18 protein-coding genes are annotated in these 15342 nt (G+C 71.2%); 9 read left to right on the top strand and 9 right to left on the bottom strand.

Features of this window, described 5'->3' with window-relative positions:
* The first annotated feature begins 255 nt into the window (after positions 1 to 255).
* Positions 256 to 579, top strand: a complete 324-nt coding sequence (locus AB0883_RS05110) for a YciI family protein (RefSeq protein ID WP_366640304.1) — start codon at positions 256 to 258, stop codon at positions 577 to 579.
* A complete protein-coding gene (locus AB0883_RS05105; protein WP_366639548.1) occupies positions 572 to 1801 on the top strand; it encodes a DUF6596 domain-containing protein in 1230 nt (409 codons plus the stop codon). The genes AB0883_RS05110 and AB0883_RS05105 overlap by 8 nt, the downstream gene beginning before the upstream one ends.
* Here AB0883_RS05105 and AB0883_RS05100 read toward each other — a convergent pair.
* The 3 genes from AB0883_RS05100 to AB0883_RS05090 are packed head-to-tail and all read right to left on the bottom strand — an operon-like array spanning position 1794 to position 3847.
* Positions 1794 to 2156, bottom strand: a complete 363-nt coding sequence (locus tag AB0883_RS05100; RefSeq protein WP_121399755.1) for a PH domain-containing protein — start codon at positions 2154 to 2156, stop codon at positions 1794 to 1796. The genes AB0883_RS05105 and AB0883_RS05100 overlap by 8 nt on opposite strands.
* 34 nt (positions 2157 to 2190) lie before the next feature.
* The gene (locus AB0883_RS05095; protein ID WP_366639546.1) at positions 2191 to 2928 is read right to left on the bottom strand and encodes a class I SAM-dependent methyltransferase; all 738 of its coding nucleotides are present in this window, start codon (positions 2926 to 2928) and stop codon (positions 2191 to 2193) included.
* Between the two features lie 34 nt (positions 2929 to 2962).
* Positions 2963 to 3847 carry a LysR family transcriptional regulator gene (locus AB0883_RS05090; protein ID WP_366639545.1) on the bottom strand — a complete coding sequence of 295 codons (885 nt, stop codon included), beginning with the start codon at positions 3845 to 3847 and terminating at the stop codon, positions 2963 to 2965.
* Between the two features lie 86 nt (positions 3848 to 3933).
* Between AB0883_RS05090 and AB0883_RS05085 the strand changes: the two genes are divergently transcribed.
* Positions 3934 to 4080 carry a hypothetical protein gene (locus AB0883_RS05085; protein ID WP_366639543.1) on the top strand — a complete coding sequence of 49 codons (147 nt, stop codon included), beginning with the start codon at positions 3934 to 3936 and terminating at the stop codon, positions 4078 to 4080.
* Positions 4077 to 4469: a VOC family protein gene (locus AB0883_RS05080; protein ID WP_366639541.1), complete on the top strand. Its 393-nt coding sequence runs from the start codon at positions 4077 to 4079 to the stop codon at positions 4467 to 4469. The genes AB0883_RS05085 and AB0883_RS05080 overlap by 4 nt, the downstream gene beginning before the upstream one ends.
* Before the next feature lie 107 nt (positions 4470 to 4576).
* Here the strand turns inward: AB0883_RS05080 and AB0883_RS05075 are convergent, their stop codons facing one another.
* A complete protein-coding gene (locus AB0883_RS05075) occupies positions 4577 to 4900 on the bottom strand; it encodes a hypothetical protein (protein WP_366639539.1) in 324 nt (107 codons plus the stop codon).
* A gap of 181 nt (positions 4901 to 5081) precedes the next feature.
* On the bottom strand, positions 5082 to 5387 hold the full coding sequence (locus AB0883_RS05070) for a pterin dehydratase (protein ID WP_366639537.1): 306 nt from the start codon (positions 5385 to 5387) through the stop codon (positions 5082 to 5084).
* A gap of 183 nt (positions 5388 to 5570) precedes the next feature.
* Here AB0883_RS05070 and AB0883_RS05065 point away from each other — a divergent pair, with 183 nt between their 5' ends.
* Complete coding sequence (locus tag AB0883_RS05065) at positions 5571 to 6008, top strand: (deoxy)nucleoside triphosphate pyrophosphohydrolase (protein ID WP_366639535.1); 438 nt, start codon at positions 5571 to 5573, stop codon at positions 6006 to 6008.
* A gap of 76 nt (positions 6009 to 6084) precedes the next feature.
* Here AB0883_RS05065 and AB0883_RS05060 read toward each other — a convergent pair whose 3' ends face one another.
* The 4 genes from AB0883_RS05060 to AB0883_RS05045 form a co-directional block, all read right to left on the bottom strand.
* The gene (locus AB0883_RS05060) at positions 6085 to 7182 is read right to left on the bottom strand and encodes a succinate dehydrogenase/fumarate reductase iron-sulfur subunit (protein WP_366639533.1); all 1098 of its coding nucleotides are present in this window, start codon (positions 7180 to 7182) and stop codon (positions 6085 to 6087) included.
* Between the two features lie 4 nt (positions 7183 to 7186).
* Positions 7187 to 9115, bottom strand: a complete 1929-nt coding sequence (locus AB0883_RS05055; protein WP_366639532.1) for a fumarate reductase/succinate dehydrogenase flavoprotein subunit — start codon at positions 9113 to 9115, stop codon at positions 7187 to 7189.
* Positions 9116 to 9127: 12 nt separating this feature from the next.
* Positions 9128 to 9934 carry a hypothetical protein gene (locus AB0883_RS05050; protein WP_366639530.1) on the bottom strand — a complete coding sequence of 269 codons (807 nt, stop codon included), beginning with the start codon at positions 9932 to 9934 and terminating at the stop codon, positions 9128 to 9130.
* A gap of 297 nt (positions 9935 to 10231) precedes the next feature.
* A complete protein-coding gene (locus AB0883_RS05045) occupies positions 10232 to 10780 on the bottom strand; it encodes a Uma2 family endonuclease (RefSeq protein ID WP_366639529.1) in 549 nt (182 codons plus the stop codon).
* 226 nt (positions 10781 to 11006) lie between these two features.
* Here AB0883_RS05045 and AB0883_RS05040 point away from each other — a divergent pair, with 226 nt between their 5' ends.
* From AB0883_RS05040 to AB0883_RS05025, 4 genes are read left to right on the top strand one after another with little or no spacing between them, the layout of a single operon-like run.
* Positions 11007 to 12110, top strand: a complete 1104-nt coding sequence (locus tag AB0883_RS05040; protein ID WP_366639528.1) for an ABC transporter ATP-binding protein — start codon at positions 11007 to 11009, stop codon at positions 12108 to 12110.
* 59 nt (positions 12111 to 12169) lie between these two features.
* Positions 12170 to 13246: a dipeptide ABC transporter ATP-binding protein gene (locus tag AB0883_RS05035; RefSeq protein ID WP_366639526.1), complete on the top strand. Its 1077-nt coding sequence runs from the start codon at positions 12170 to 12172 to the stop codon at positions 13244 to 13246.
* On the top strand, positions 13243 to 14244 hold the full coding sequence (locus AB0883_RS05030) for an ABC transporter permease (protein ID WP_151455021.1): 1002 nt from the start codon (positions 13243 to 13245) through the stop codon (positions 14242 to 14244). Before AB0883_RS05035 ends, AB0883_RS05030 begins: the two co-directional genes overlap by 4 nt.
* Before the next feature lie 12 nt (positions 14245 to 14256).
* Positions 14257 to 15243: an ABC transporter permease gene (locus AB0883_RS05025; protein WP_366639525.1), complete on the top strand. Its 987-nt coding sequence runs from the start codon at positions 14257 to 14259 to the stop codon at positions 15241 to 15243.
* Positions 15244 to 15342: the final 99 nt, after the last annotated feature.

Raw genomic sequence — 15342 nt, 5'->3', positions numbered from 1 at the left:
TCCGCCGCCCCGCCGTGCGTCGTGGCTGACGGGTGGAACACCATGGGTGTCAACGCCCGTCTGTGACACCCATGGTGTTCCACCCGTGGCGTAGCGGGAGATGCTCCGACGGTCGACTGCGGGCAGCCGACGGGCACGACCGCATCCGCCGCCCCGCGAGATTCCGAGATCGGCGGTCGCAGGTTGTCCGGAACCGGGTCGCCCGTTCGTCACCCTGGTGAGAACCCGACATCGAGGAGCGGCATGAAGTACCTGATGTTCGTCTGCACGGACAGCGAGCCGGACACCGACCGGGCCGACTGGCCGGACGTCGAGGCGTGGGTCGCGGAGAACGACGCCCGGGGCCGGCGGCTGACGGGTGACGCCCTGGCGGAGACGACGGCGGCCACCACGGTCCGCGTCCGCAACGGGGAGTTGCTGGTCTCCGACGGTCCGTTCGCCGAGACCAAGGAGGTGATCGTGGGCTTCGACCTGCTGGAGTGCGCCGACCTGGACGAGGCGATCGAGGTGGCGCGCGCCCACCCGATGGCCCGCGAGGGACGGCTCGAACTGCGCCCGATCGTCAGCCTGGATGGCTGACCCCACCGAGCAGCTCGCGGTGGCCGACGCCGTCGCCGCCGCGAGCGCGGGGTCGTACGCCCGGATCGTCGCGACGCTGATCCGGGTGACCGGCGACTGGACCCTGGCCGAGGACTGCGCCCAGGAGGCGTCGGCGCTCGCGCTGACCCGGTGGCCGGTGGAGGGCGTGCCCGCCAACCCGGGCGGCTGGCTGATGACGGTGGCCCGCAACCGCGCGATCGACGTGCTCCGGCGGTCCTCGGTCGAGCGGCGCAAGCTGCGTGAGCTGGCCGTCCTCGCGCTGACCGGGTCGGAGTCGGCACCGCAGCCGGGGGAGGGGGAGATCGTGGACGACCGGCTGCGGCTCGTCTTCACCTGCTGCCACCCGGCCCTGGCGTTGGAGGCGCGGGTCGCCCTGACGCTGCGTACGGTCTGCGGGGTCTCGACCGCCGACATCGCGCGGGCCTTCCTGGTCACCGAGTCGACCATGGCCCGGCGGCTCACCCGGGCCAGGGCGAGGATCGCCGCCGCCGGCATCCCGTACCGCGTGCCGACCGGTCCGACGCTCGCGGAGCGGCTCCCCGGCGTCCTCGCCGTGCTGTACCTGCTCTTCACCCGGGGCTACGACGCCGACGGCGAGCCGGCCTTCGCCGACGAGGCGATCCGCCTGGCCAGGCTGCTCGACCGGCTGATGCCGGGCCAGCCCGAGGTGGCCGCCCTGCTGGCCCTCTTCCTGCTCCAGCACTCCCGGCGCGACGCCCGGCGCGACCGCGACGGCAACCTGCTCACCCTCGACCGGCAGGACCGCGCCCGCTGGGACCACGCCGCGATCGCCGAGGGCGTCGGCATCCTCGCGCGGGTCCCGGCGGACGGCCCGTACGCCCTCCAGGCCCGGATCGCCGCCTGCCACGCCACCGCCGCGTCCGCCGGGGCCACCGACTGGGCCGCGATCGCCGGGGCGTACGACCGGCTCGTCCGGTGGCAGCCGTCGCCGGTGGTCGAGCTGAACCGCGCCGTCGCGCACGGGTACGCGCACGGCCCGGCCGCGGGGCTGGCGCTGCTGGCCGCCGCCCGGGCCGGCGGGGCGCTGGACGGCTACCCGCTCGCCGTCGCCGCCGAGGCCGAGCTGACCGCCCGGCTGGGCGACCGCGAGCGGGCCGCCGCGCTGTTCCGACGGGCCGCCGACGCCCACGGTGGGGCGGAGCGCCGCGCCCTGCTGGAACGCGCCGACCAGCTCAGCTGATGTGGTGCAGGATCACGTTGTGCACGTGGTGGCTCTTGTCGGAGCCCCGGAACTCCACCTCGTAGGTGTGCGTGCCGACGTGGATCGCGATGGCCCCGGTGGAGAAGAACGAGCCGCCCCACGACTTGTTGCTGACCACGCTGACGCTGGTGATCTTCGAGTACGGGATGCTGGTGATGGCGTACCGCTTGCCGACGAACGAGCGGTCCTGGATGATGACGCGCCGGTCGGTCAGGCCGATGAAGCCGGTGCCGGTGCCGACGGCGTCGTAGACGGCGATGATCTGTTCTCCGTGGAGCAGGCCGCTCTGGATCTGCTGGAACTGCTCCTTGCGGTCGTACGTCGCGTTCGCCATGCCCCCACGGTAGGCAGGGCGCGCCAACCGGAGATCACTGCCGACGGGCGAGGACGAGGAACTCGCCGTCGCCCCGGCCCACCGGCTCCCCGGCCCAGCCGCCGTGGATCCGGTCCACGACGAACCCGGCCGACCGCAGCGGGCCGCGCAACTCCGCCTCGGTGCGGAAGCGCAGGGTGGCCGAGCTGAGCAGTTCCTCGCCGTCGGGGAAGAGGTAGTGGTGGGTGAAGTCGACCCGCCCGCCGGCCACCGTGTGGACCTCCGTCCACGCCCGGACCACCTCGCCGTCGGGCAGCGTGATCCGTCGCCGCGAGTCGACCGGGTTCCAGCGTTCCCACCGCCGGTCCGCCGGGTCGCGCGAGTCGAACGCCAGCCGGCCGCCGGGCACCAGCGCCCGGGCCAGATCGGCGAGCGTACGCGCCCACTCGTCGTCGTCCACGAGGAACTGCGCGACGTGGCTGGTCAGCACCGCCACGTCGAACGACCGGTCCGCCAGTACGGCCGAGGTGCCCTCGACCCACCTCACCCGCTCGGCGCCCGGCTTGGCGCGGGCGGCGTCCAGCGACGCACCGGCCGGGTCGACGCCGGTGACGGCGTGGCCGGCCCCGGCCAGGGCGAGGGCGAGCCGCCCCGTGCCGCAGCCCAGGTCGAGGACCCGCGCGGCGGGCGTCCCGCCGGCGACGGCGAGGAACCAGTCGTCGTCACGCGACCAGGGGCACTCGGCGTCGTAGACCGCGACCAGCCGTGGATGGCGGAACTCCCCGTGCCTCATCGGCGTCGATCATGCCAGTGCGGGCGGGCGCCCGTCAGGCCGTGTTCGCGTCGGTCGCGGCCCGGACGAACTCGTGGACCCGGGCCGTGCCGTTGCTCTCCCGCCAGACCAGGCCCCGCCGGATCGGTGGCGCGTCGCGGATCGGCACGTACGCCACGTCGGGGCGCGGGTAGTAGCGGCGGGTGTGCTCGCCCACCGGCAGCACCCCCCGCCCCATCGCGACCAGCGTCAGCATCTCCGAGAACGTGTTGCCCGCCGGCCCCTTCGGCACCGGCCGCCCCGACGGGGTCTGCTCGGGCGTGCGGTCGCGCTTGAACTCCGTCGAGGTCACGGCCGGGTACTGCACCACCGGGTGGTCGCCGAGCGCCTCCAGGGAGACGGACTCCTCCCGGGTCAGCGGGTGCCCGGCGGCCACCGCGAGCAACCGCCGCTCCTGAAGCAGCGCCGGCCCGCAGGCCATTCCGTCGAAGGGGTACGCGGCCATCAGGACGTCGACGGAGCCGTCGAGCAGGCTCTGCCGGGAGTTGAAGAGTTGCACCTCCCGCACCTCGACCTGGCAGTCGGGATGGCGCCGCGAGAACAGGGCGACCGCCTTGAGCAGCGTCGGGGCGGTCCACTCGCCGAGGAAGGCCACCCGCAGCCGCCCGGTCACGCCCCGCCCCGCCTCGACGGCCCGGCGTACGGCGTCGTCGATGCCGGCCACCAGCGGCGCCAGGTCGTCGGCGAGCTGTCGCCCGATCGGGGTGAGCTGGACGACCCGGCTGGTACGGGCGAAGAGCGGGGCGCCGACGCGGCGTTCCAACTTCCTGACCACCTGGCTGATCCGCCCGGTGGTCACCCGCAGGCGCTCCGCCGTCCGGCCGAAGTGCAGCTCCTCGGCGAGGGTCAGGAAGGTCTCCAGCTCGTGTCGTTCCAGCACGCCCCGCCCCATCGTTGAGTCCGGCTCAACGATGGTAGTGCGATCGCGTCTTGGTCGGCGTCGCCGGCCGGCGGATCGTGAGGGGCATGGAAACGACGACAGTCACCGACTACCTGGCTGATCTCGACGCCCCGTCGCGGGAGATCGGCGAGAAGCTGCGGACCCTCGCCGACGTCGACCCCGCCCTGTCCACCGACTGGCTGCGCCAGGCCCACGCCTTGGAGGCGAGGTGAGCGCGGTACGGGTCACCGGCTTCGACCACCTGGTGCTCAACGTGACCGATGTGGAGCGCGCGCTGGACTTCTACTGCGGACTGCTCGGCCTGGCCCCGGTGGGGGTCGACCAGTGGCGGGCCGGCGCCGTCCCGTTCCCCTCGGTACGGGTCGACGCGGGGACCATCATCGACCTCGTCCGCCGGGACCGGGGCGAGTCCAACGTCGACCACTTCTGTCTGGTGGTGGAGCCGCTGGACTGGGCGGAGGTCGTCGCGTCGGGCGCCTTCACGGTGATCGAGGGGCCGGTGGGTCGGTTCGGCGCGCGGGGCAGCGCCACCTCGCTCTACGTGCGGGACCCGGACGGCAACTCCGTGGAACTGCGCTGGTACCCCCAGGACGCCGCCTGAGCGGCCGACGCCGCCCGGGGCGCGTATCGGCCGGGCGGCCCGGAACGCGCGAAGCCCCGCCGAGGCGTCGAGGGACGCGGGTGGCGGGGCTTCGCGCGCGGTGTGGATTACCGGTTGGTGCGCGGGTCGGCGTCGCGGCTGCGGCTGCCGGACTTCGCCAGGCCGCGACTGACCAGGTAACCGATGGTCAGCAGCGTGATGTACCACCAGGCCTTGTCGGCCGCGAAGTAGTCTCCGCCGTTGTCGGCGGCGCCGTCACCGACGGCGTTCGAGGCGATCAGCACCCCGATCACGGAGAGCAGGTAGACGGCCAGTTCGGTGGTCTTCCACGACGGCTTCGTCTCGTCGCCGTGCCGGTGCGCGTGCCGGACGTCGTGGTCGACGTGGTGGCCGTCGTGGTCGGTAACCCGGTTCACGGTGGGGGTGGTCATGTCAGCTCCCAAAAAATGCGTTATCAGGTGTTCAGTCCGTTACGGAGCCTGTTGTCTGCTCCCGCGACGGATTGGTACCCGTGCGCCTTTCAGGGAAACCTCAGACTTACCAGCCGATTCTCAGCCGATCTCGGCGCGCCGACCCCCCGGAGCGGGACGCCGGGGCCGGGTGGAACGGGGGTCAGGGCTGGGTGACCGCGCGGTAGGCGTCCTCGATGCGGGCGGCCAGCAGGACCTCCCCCTCGGTCAGCGGCGCGTTGCCGTGCCCCACCCGGATCTGGGTCTGGTCGGCCCGGCGGCTGATCTCCGGCCGCAGGTGCAGCGCGTCGGCGACCACCTTCACCCGCTCGGTGAGGGCGGCGTGCTGCGAGTCGTCGATGACGAGGGTGCGTCGGATCTGCTCACCCTCGCGGATCCAGCCGGTGAGGAGGGTGAGGGCGTCGCTGAGGTAGTCGTGCTTGGATCGACTGCTGAACAGCGCGCGCATCACCGCACCTCCCAGGCGCCGTTGCCGGCTTGTGGCCAAATCGTCGCCGTCCCGTGTCTTGTCGGTGCCTTCTAGTCTGTCCTCGCATGCTGGGTGTGTCCACGCCCACACTTCCGGGTTCTCCTGCCCTGACGGTCGGCCACGCTACCCAAACCGCCGATTGATCTGGCACGCTGGACGCCCGTGCGGACCGAACGGGCTAATGGCGGCGGGCAGGCCGAGAGACGGGACCTCAGGGTGATCGTCGGGGCGGCGATCATCAGGGACGGCCGGGTGCTCGCCTGCGCCCGTTCCGCCCCGCCCGAGGTGGCGGGCATGTGGGAGTTCCCCGGCGGCAAGGTGGAGCCGGGCGAGAGCGAGACCGCCGCGCTCGCCCGCGAGTGCGCCGAGGAACTGGCCGTACGCGTGGAGATCGGCGACCGGGTGGGCCGCAACGTCCGGATGGCCCACGGCCGCTCGGTGCTCAAGGTGTACGCGGCCCGCCTGCTGCACGGTGACCAGCCGCGGGCCCTCGAACACTCCGCGTTGCGCTGGCTCTCCGCCGACGAGTTGGACACCGTCACCTGGCTCCCCGCCGACGCACCCATCGTCGCGGCCCTCCGGCCCATCCTGGCCACCTGAACGAAAGCGGACATCCGAGCCGAAAGAGGACGGGGGCCGGCGGCATCAGCCGCGGCCCCCGTCATCGTCAGCGCACTCAGTGCTTGTCCTGCTCCGGGTGGGCGAAGTTCAGGTGCTCCGGCGGCAGCGGGAAGGTCACGTCGTCGCCGAACGGCGACGGCGCCGCAGCCCGGTCGAACGTCAGCTCCGTCAGCGGCAGCTTGCCGTGGTCGTCGACGGCCGGCGCGGTCGGCCTCGGCACCTCGCGGTCCCAGTTGACGCCGCGCTGCGCCTGCACCTCGGCCCGCGGGTCGTGGGAGCCGCCCGCGTGCGAGTGCACGCCCCCGTGCGCCGCGCTGCCGCGCACCGCACCGCTGACGTGTTCGCTGGTCACGCTGGTCTGAGGCACCTGACCCCTCCGGAAGATCTTGCTACCAAGCCACACAAGGGGATCGTACCTGCGGTCGACGACCCGCTCCTTCATGGGGATGATCCCGTTGTCCGTGATCTTGATGTGCTCCGGGCAGACCTCGGTGCAGCACTTGGTGATGTTGCAGAATCCGAGGCCCTGCTCGGCCTGCGCGTACTCCTTGCGGTCGCTCTTCGCGTCAAGCGGGTGCATGTCCAGCTCGGCTGCCCGGATGAAGTACCGCGGCCCGGAGAACGCCTGCTTGTTCTCCTCGTGGTCGCGGATGACGTGGCAGACGTTCTGGCACAGGAAGCACTCGATGCACTTGCGGAACTCCTGCGAGCGCTCCACGTCGACCTGCTGCATCCGGTACTCGCCGGGCGCCAGGTCGGCCGGCGGCGCGAACGCCGGCGTCTCCCGCGCCTTCTCGTAGTTGAACGAGACGTCGGTGACCAGGTCCCGGATCACCGGGAAGGTGCGCAGCGGGGTGACCGTGACCGTCTCGTCCTCCGTGAAGGTGGACATCCGGGTCATGCAGCTCAGCCGCGGCTTGCCGTTGATCTCCATCGAGCAGGAGCCGCACTTGCCGGCCTTGCAGTTCCAGCGGCAGGCCAGGTCGGGCGCGTCGGTCGCCTGGAGCCGGTGGATGACGTCGAGGACCACCTCGCCCTCGTTTACCTCCACCATGTAGTCCTGGAGGTCGCCGCCGTTCTCGTCGCCGCGCCAGATGCGGAACTGGCGCTTCGCGCCCGCCTTCCCGGGCCCCTGGGGGTTCTGGTTACCCATTGCGTCAGCGCTCCTTCTCGGTCTCGACGTCGGCGACCTGGGCGTCGAACTCGGCGAGTTCCTCGTCCGTGAGGTACTTGGCCAGCTCCGCGCGGTCGAAGAGGCCGATCAGCTCCGGGCGCATCCTCGGCAGCGGCTTGCGCTCCAGGCGCACCGTGTCGCCGTCGAGGGAGCAGACCAGGTTGACCCGACGCCACGCCGGGTCCATCGCGGGGTGGTCCTCCCGGGTGTGGCCGCCGCGCGACTCCCGCCGCTCCAGCGCCGCCTTCGCGGTGCACTCCGAGACCACCAGCATGTTGCGCAGGTCGAGCGCCAGGTGCCAGCCCGGGTTGTAGCGCCGGCCGCCGCTCGCGCTGACCTTCGCCACCCGCTCCCGCAGCTCCGCCAGCCTGACCAGCGCGTCCTCCAGCTCGCTCTCCCGGCGGATGATGCCGACCAGGTCGCCCATCACCGCCTGGAGGTCCTGCTGGAGGGTGTACGGGCTCTCGCCGGTGTCCCGCTGCAACGGGGCGAGGGCCGTCTCCACCGCGGCCTCCACGGCGGCGACGCCCACCTTCGGGCGCGCGGGGAGGCTGTCGGCGTACGTGGCGGCGTGGCCGCCCGCGCGCTTGCCGAACACCAGCAGGTCGGACAGGGAGTTGCCACCGAGCCGGTTGGAGCCGTGCATGCCGCCGGACACCTCGCCCGCGGCGAAGAGCCCCCGCACGTGGCCGAACGCGGCCCCGCTGTCCGGGTCGACCTCGACGCCGCCCATCACGTAGTGACAGGTGGGCCCGACCTCCATCGGCTCCTTGGTGATGTCGACGTCGGCCAGCTCCTTGAACTGGTGGTACATCGACGGCAGCCGACGGCGAATCTCCTCCGCCGGCTTGCGGGAGGCGATGTCCAGGTAGACGCCGCCCGCCGGCGTGCCCCGCCCGGCCTTGACCTCGCTGTTGATCGCCCGGGCCACCTCGTCACGGGGCAGCAGCTCAGGCGGGCGCCGGTTGTTGTCCGGGTCGGTGTACCAGCGGTCCGCCTCCTCCTCGGTCTCCGCGTACTGCTTGCGGAAGACGTCGGGGACGTAGTCGAACATGAACCGCTTGCCGTCGGAGTTCTTCAGCACGCCGCCGTCGCCGCGCACCGACTCGGTGACCAGGATGCCCTTCACCGACGGCGGCCAGACCATGCCGGTCGGGTGGAACTGGAGGAACTCCATGTTGATCAGCGTCGCGCCGGCCCGCAGCGCCAGCGCGTGCCCGTCGCCCGTGTACTCCCAGGAGTTCGAGGTGACCTTGTAGGAGCGGCCGACGCCGCCGGTCGCCAGCACCACCGCCGGCGCCTCGAACAGGACGAACTCGCCGGACTCGCGGTAGTACCCGAACGCGCCGGCGATCCGGTCGCCGTCGAGCAGCAGCTCGGTGATCGTGGTCTCGGAGAAGACCTTGATCCGGGCGTCGTACGAGCCGTGGTCGCGCTTGTCCTCCTGCTGGAGCGACACGATCTTCTGCTGGAGGGTGCGGATCAGCTCCAGGCCGGTCCGGTCGCCGACGTGCGCCAGGCGGGGGTACTCGTGGCCACCGAAGTTGCGCTGCGAGATCTTCCCGTCCTTGGTGCGGTCGAAGAGCGCGCCGTACGTCTCCAGCTCCCAGATCCGCTGCGGCGACTCCTTCGCGTGCAGCTCGGCCATCCGGAAGTTGTTGAGGAACTTGCCGCCGCGCATCGTGTCGCGGAAGTGCACCTGCCAGTTGTCCCGGCTGTTCACGTTCCCCATCGCGGCGGCGGCGCCGCCCTCGGCCATCACCGTGTGCGCCTTGCCGAAGAGCGACTTGGAGATGATCGCGGTCTTCTTGCCGGCGAGGCGGGCCTCGATCGCGGCGCGCAGGCCGGCGCCGCCGGCCCCGATCACGACGACGTCGTAGTGGTGTCGTTCGATTCGCGTGGTGTTCGTCATGTCAGGGGCCCTCTAGTTGATGAACCGCAGGTCGTTGAACCAGCCGGCCGCCAGCGCCATGACGTAGAAGTCCGTCAGGGCCAGCGTGCCGAGGGTGATCCAGGCGAGCTGCATGTGCCGGACGTTCAGGGCCGAGACGAAGGTCCAGGCCCGGTAGCGCACCGGGTGCTTGGAGAAGTGCTTGAGCCGCCCGCCGATGATGTGCCGGCACGAGTGGCAGGAGATCGTGTACGCCCACAGCATCACCACGTTGGCGAGCAGGATGATGTTGCCCAGCCCGAAGCCGAAGCCCTTGGGGGAGTGGAAGGCCAGGACCGCGTCCCAGGTGTTGATCAGCGAGATGACCGCGGCGGCGTAGAAGAAGTAGCGGTGCAGGTTCTGCCCGAGCAGCGGGAACCGGGTCTCACCGCTGTAGGACTGGTGCCCGTCCGGCACCGCGCAGGCGGGCGGCGACAGCCAGAACGACCGGTAGTACGCCTTGCGGTAGTAGTAGCAGGTGAGCCGGAACAGCAGCAGGAACGGCAGCGTCAGGGCCGCGTCCGGGATGATCCACCAGCCGGGCAGGAACCGTCCGAAGTGTGCGGCCTCCGGCAGGCACCGGTCGGTCACGCAGGGGGAGTAGAACGGGGTCAGGTAGTGGTAGTCCTCGACCCAGTAGAAGTCGTGCATGAAGACCCGGACCGTCGCGTACGCCACCCACGCGCCGAGCCCGATCACGGTGATCAGCGGGGCGAGCCACCAGCGGTCGGTTCGCAACGTCTTCGCCGCGATGGCGGCGCGCGCCCGCGCTCCCCGCGGCCTCGTTGCCGTTGATGTCATTCGAGTCGTCTCCCTGACAGGACCCTCACGGGCGGATCAAGTTTCCGGTCGGCACGCGGACCGGCGAACCCGCACCCGCTTGCCACGTCATGCGCACACCAACGACCGCGCCAGCGATACGGCGCAGCTAAGTGACACACGTTACGCCGATCTTCGCGAGCCGTCCGCGCAAGGCAGTGTCCCGTGTGTCCCGGCCGGTGGAAAGCCCCGCATGATGATCGATGTCCGGATGTTAAGAACCTCACCCGGCGCCTGTCCGGCGTACCGGAGCGGCTCACCCGGAGTGGCGGTGGCCCGTCAGGCGAGCAGGTCCGCCGGCCGGATCGTGGCCCGGACCGGCTCGGTCAGCTCCAGCGTCTCGCCGGCCTTGGTCACCGACCGCTCGACGTAGTGGGCGCCCCGCCGCCGGTAGACGTGCACGGTCAGCGTCTCCTGCTCCACCAGCAGATACCACTCGATGCCGGCCGCCGCGTAGTAGTGCATCTTGAGCACCTTGTCGGTGGCCGCGTTGCCCGGCGAGATGACCTCGCAGACGAGCTTCACGTCGGCCGCCTCGATCCAGGGGTCGTCGAGGTCGATCGGTGCCGTGACGACGAGGTCGGGGATGGGGATGCGACCCGGCCGGAGCCGGACGTTCACCGCCTCCAGCAGTTCCAGTCCGAGAGCTTCGGCGGCGGGTTCGAGGATGTTGCCCAACCTGCGTGAGATGCGCTGGTGGCGGGGCGTGGGGGCTGGGGTCACGTGGAGGCTCCCGTCGAAGAGTTCGACGCGCTGCTGCGTCTCGCCGAGGGCGAGGTACTCCTCTTCGCTCCACGGGCCGTCGTGGCCGAACACCGCCGCGGTCATCGTCACCTCCACCTCGTGCCGGGGGACATCCTTGCGGGACTGCCGCGCCCATCGTCGCACCCGCTGTCCGGGTGCGGGAGGTCAACACCGGTGAATGCCGAGGTGAGGGCTGTTCACGCCCGTTGCAGAGTCGTTACGCTGTGGCCCGCTGACAGCTCCGGTTATGTAGCTTATTTTCACCCTCAGTGCTTTCCTGTAAGTTCTCTTCGTCACTGAGGGAGGGGTCGTGGACAGGCCGGAGTCGGCGACGTCCGGGAAACCGGACCGCCCCAGCGTGCCGGAGCAGCGCTCCGGCCAGGACCCCTACCTGCGGGTGAGCGACCTGCGGGTCCGGTTCGACACCGAGGACGGCGTGGTGCGCGCGGTCGACGGGGTGTCGTTCGAGGTGGCGCGGGGACGCACCCTCGGCATCGTCGGTGAGTCCGGCTCGGGCAAGAGCGTCACCTCACTGGCCATCCTCGGGCTGCACGGCGCCAAGCGGACCACCATCACCGGGGAGATCTCCGTCGGCGGCCGCCAGCTGGTCGGCCTGCCGGACGAGGAGGTACGCCGGCTGCGCGGCCGGGACATGGCGATGATCTTCCAGGATCCGCTGTCCGCGCTGCACCCGTACTACACGGTCGGCCGGCAGATCGCCGAGGCGTACCGGGTGCACCACCCGAAGGCCGGCAAGCGCGAGGCCCGCAAGCGCGCGGTGGACATGCTGGGCCGGGTCGGCATCCCGCAGCCGGCCCGCCGCTTCGACCAGTACCCGCACGAGTTCTCCGGGGGCATGCGGCAGCGGGCGATGATCGCCATGGCGCTGGTCAACGACCCGGACCTGCTGATCGCCGACGAGCCGACCACCGCCCTGGACGTGACGGTGCAGGCGCAGATCCTCGACCTGCTGGCCGACCTCCAGGCCGAGTTCCACTCCGCGATCATCCTGATCACTCACGACCTGGGCGTGGTCGGCCAGGTCGCGGACGAGGTGCTGGTCATGTACGGCGGGCGGGCCGTCGAGCACGGCAGCGTCGAGCAGGTGCTGCGCCGGCCGCAGCACCCGTACACCTGGGGTCTGCTCTCCAGCGTGCCCTCGCTGCACGGCGACGCCGACGCGGACCTGATGCCGATCAGGGGCAACCCGCCGAGCCTGATCAACCTGCCGTCCGGCTGCGCCTTCCACCCGCGCTGCCGCTACGCCGACCGCAACGGCGACCGGTCCCGCACGGAGGTCCCGGAGCTGCGCCCGGCGGGCGCGCCCGGCCACCTGGTGGCCTGCCACCTCTCCGCCGACGACCGGACCCGGCTGTACGCGGAGGACATCGCACACGTGGGAGTGGCCCGGTGAGCGCGAGGAACGCAGCGCAGCGGAGTCCCGCAGTCGCGAACGAAGGTGGCCCGGCCCCGATGAGTGTGGAGACCGCTGAGCCGCTGCTGCGGGTACGCGGGCTGGCCAAGCACTTCCCGGTGCGCGACGGCCTGCGGCGCACCGGCCTGGTCCGGGCCGTGGACGGGCTGGACTTCGACGTGCGGCCGGGCGAGACGCTCGGCCTGGTGGGCGAGTCCGGCTGCGGCAAGACGACCACCGGACGGATGCTGGTACGCCTGCTGGAGCCCACGGCGGGCAGCATCGAGTTCGCCGGGCGGGACATCACCCACGCGGGCCGCCGCGAGCTGCGGGCGCTGCGGCAGGACCTCCAGATCATCTTCCAGGACCCCTACGCGTCGCTGAACCCCCGGCACACCGTGGGCCGGATCGTGGCGATGCCGTTGCAGGTCAACGGGATCGACCCGCCGGGCGGGGTGAAGAAGCGGGTCCAGGAGCTGCTGGAACTGGTCGGGCTGAACCCGGAGCACTACAACCGCTACCCGCACGAGTTCTCCGGCGGCCAGCGGCAGCGCATCGGCATCGCCCGCGCGCTCGCCCTGCAACCCAAGCTGATCGTCGCCGACGAGCCGGTCTCCGCCCTGGACGTGTCGATCCAGGCACAGGTGGTCAACCTGCTGCGCGACCTGCAACGCGACCTCGGTCTGGCGTTCGTCTTCATCGCGCACGACCTGGCCGTGGTGCGGCACTTCTGCCAGCGGGTCGCCGTCATGTACCTGGGCAAGGTCGTCGAGATCGGCGACCGGGACGACATCTACGAACGCCCGCAGCATCCGTACACCCGGGCCCTGCTCTCGGCCATCCCCGACGTCACCCAGCTCGGCGCGGCGGGCCGGATCCGGCTCTCGGGGGACGTCCCGACGCCGCTGGACCCGCCGTCGGGTTGCCGTTTCCGCACCCGGTGCTGGAAGGCGCAGGAGCGGTGCGCCACCGAGGAGCCGGCGCTGGTGCCGCGCGGTGGCGACCAGGCCACCGCCTGCCACTTCCCCGAGACGGGGCCGGTCGGCGCCACCACGGGACCGGCCGGTGACGACGCGCGGCCGGCGGACCCCGGGACGGCCGGGGCCGGCACGACCGCCGAGGAGGTGTCGAAGTGAGCTTGTCCCCGGTCGAGGGCACGGCGCTGGCCGAGATCGAGTCCGGCGGCGACGCCGGCGAGGGGAAGACGCTGGTCGGCCGCTCGCCGGGTCAGCTCGTCCGCAGCCGGCTGCGCAGCGACCGCACCGCCCTGGTGAGCGGCGTGGTGCTGGTCTTCTTCGTGCTGCTGGCGGTGGGCGCGCCCCTGGTCCAGCGGCTCTACGGGGTGACGCCGAACGAGCAGTTCGGCGAGCTGCTGGACAGCACCGGGATGCCGCTGGGATACGTCGGCGGGATCAGCGGCGACCACTGGTTCGGTCTGGAGCCCGGCCTGGGCCGGGACATCTTCATGCGGATGATCTACGGCATCCGCACCTCGCTGCTGATCGCGCTCGGCGCGGCCCTGATCACCACCACGATCGGCGTGGTCCTCGGCATCCTCGCCGGCTACCTCGGCGGGGTGGTGGACGCGGTGATCAGCTGGATCACCGACGTGGCGCTGGCGATGCCGTTCCTGATCTTCGCGTTGGCCGTGGTGCCGACGTTCTCGCTGCGCTTCTACGGACCGCGCGACGAGGTGCCGACCTGGTTCGCGGTCACCACGCTGATCGTGGTCTTCACCGCGTTCGGCTGGACCAGCACCGCGCGGCTGGTCCGCGGTCAGGTGGTGTCGCTGCGCGAACGCGAGTTCGTGGAGGCGGCCAAGGCCAGCGGCGCGGGGCTCGGGCACATGCTCTTCCGGCAGCTGCTGCCGAACATCTGGGCCCCGATCCTGGTGTCGTTCTCGCTGCTGGTGCCGTCGTACGTGACCAGCGAGGCGGCGCTGTCCTTCCTCGGCGTAGGGCTGCCCGAGTCGGTGCCCAGCTTCGGCCGGATGATCTACCGGAGCATCGACTACCTGCAGACCGACCCGGCATACGTCTTCTTCCCCGGCATCACGATCTTCGCGCTCGTGCTGGCGTTCAACCTCTTCGGCGACGCGTTGCGTGACGCGCTCGACCCGAAGTCGTCACGGTAAGGGGTACTGCGCATGGTGCGCTTCCTGCTGAAGCGGGTGCTGCTGGCGATCTCGGTGCTGTTCGCGGTGAGTGTGGTCAGCTTCCTGCTGTTCTTCGCGCTGCCCGCCGACCCGGTGACCGGCATGTGCCCGAAGAACTGCAACGCCGAGCGCCTGGAGCGGGTGCGGACGGAACTGGGGCTCAACGAGCCGAAGGTGCAGCAGTACGCCGACTACATGAAGGGCATCTTCGTCGGCCGCGACCTGGGCAGCGCGCAGGGCGGCGAGTGCGCGGCGCCCTGCCTCGGCTACTCGTACGTCAACAGCGAGGCGGTCACCGACACCTTCGCCCGGGTGCTGCCGGTGACGTTGAGCATCGTCCTGCCCGCGGCGGTGCTGTGGCTCGCGATCGGGGTCGGGCTCGGCATGGTCTCGGCCCTGCGGCGCGGCTCGCTGCTGGACCGGATCTCGATCGGCCTCACCCTGACCTTCGCCTCGCTCCAGCTCTACTTCGTCGGCGCGGTCCTGTTGCTGATCTTCGTCTACACCCTGCGGATCCTGCCCACACCGCGCTACACGTCGCTGTTCGAGAATCCCGTGGAGTGGGCGCGGGGCCTGGTGCTGGCCTGGATCACCCTGGCGCTGCTCTTCTCCGCGATCTACGCCCGGCTGTCCCGGGCCCAGATGCTGGAGACGCTCTCCGAGGACTACGTGCGTACCGCCCGGGCCAAGGGCATGCCGAAGCGGCAGGTCTACGGCAAGCACGCGCTGCGCGCGGCGATCACGCCGATCGTCACCATCGCCGGTCTCGACGTGGGCACGGCGCTCGGCGGCACGGTGATCACCGAGACCACCTTCGGCATCCAGGGACTCGGACGTACGGCGGTGGAGGCGGTCAGCCAGGGGGACCTGCCGACCATCATGGGGACCGTGCTGATCGCCGCGCTGTTCGTGGTGGTCGCCAACATGCTCGTCGACATGCTCTACGCGTTCATCGACCCCCGGGTGCGCCTCGGCTGACCCGCGGCGTGCGGGGTGCCGATCGTTGTAGCCCCGTTATCTGCTCGAAATTTACCGTCATTGAAGGCTAGGCGAAGCTTTCCTTCATCGGCGATCCGG

It is taken from the genome of Micromonospora sp. NPDC047812 (assembly GCF_040704175.1).
Classification (GTDB): domain Bacteria; phylum Actinomycetota; class Actinomycetes; order Mycobacteriales; family Micromonosporaceae; genus Micromonospora.
The sequence above is the reverse complement of the archived record's forward strand: the minus strand, read 5'-3'. Positions and strand labels throughout refer to the sequence as shown.

Bases quoted from the DNA above. Each gene is read 5' to 3' on its own strand.
- AB0883_RS05110 (WP_366640304.1), top strand. From the start codon at position 256: ATGTTCGTCTGCACGGACAGCGAGCCGGACACCGACCGGGCCGACTGG.
- AB0883_RS05105 (WP_366639548.1), top strand. From the start codon at position 572: ATGGCTGACCCCACCGAGCAGCTCGCGGTGGCCGACGCCGTCGCCGCC.
- AB0883_RS05100 (WP_121399755.1), bottom strand. From the start codon at position 2,156: ATGGCGAACGCGACGTACGACCGCAAGGAGCAGTTCCAGCAGATCCAG.
- AB0883_RS05095 (WP_366639546.1), bottom strand. From the start codon at position 2,928: ATGAGGCACGGGGAGTTCCGCCATCCACGGCTGGTCGCGGTCTACGAC.
- AB0883_RS05085 (WP_366639543.1), top strand. From the start codon at position 3,934: ATGGAAACGACGACAGTCACCGACTACCTGGCTGATCTCGACGCCCCG.
- AB0883_RS05075 (WP_366639539.1), bottom strand. From the start codon at position 4,900: ATGACCACCCCCACCGTGAACCGGGTTACCGACCACGACGGCCACCAC.
- AB0883_RS05070 (WP_366639537.1), bottom strand. From the start codon at position 5,387: ATGCGCGCGCTGTTCAGCAGTCGATCCAAGCACGACTACCTCAGCGAC.
- AB0883_RS05060 (WP_366639533.1), bottom strand. From the start codon at position 7,182: ATGGGTAACCAGAACCCCCAGGGGCCCGGGAAGGCGGGCGCGAAGCGC.
- AB0883_RS05055 (WP_366639532.1), bottom strand. From the start codon at position 9,115: ATGACGAACACCACGCGAATCGAACGACACCACTACGACGTCGTCGTG.
- AB0883_RS05050 (WP_366639530.1), bottom strand. From the start codon at position 9,934: ATGACATCAACGGCAACGAGGCCGCGGGGAGCGCGGGCGCGCGCCGCC.
- AB0883_RS05045 (WP_366639529.1), bottom strand. From the start codon at position 10,780: ATGACCGCGGCGGTGTTCGGCCACGACGGCCCGTGGAGCGAAGAGGAG.
- AB0883_RS05035 (WP_366639526.1), top strand. From the start codon at position 12,170: ATGAGTGTGGAGACCGCTGAGCCGCTGCTGCGGGTACGCGGGCTGGCC.
- AB0883_RS05025 (WP_366639525.1), top strand. From the start codon at position 14,257: ATGGTGCGCTTCCTGCTGAAGCGGGTGCTGCTGGCGATCTCGGTGCTG.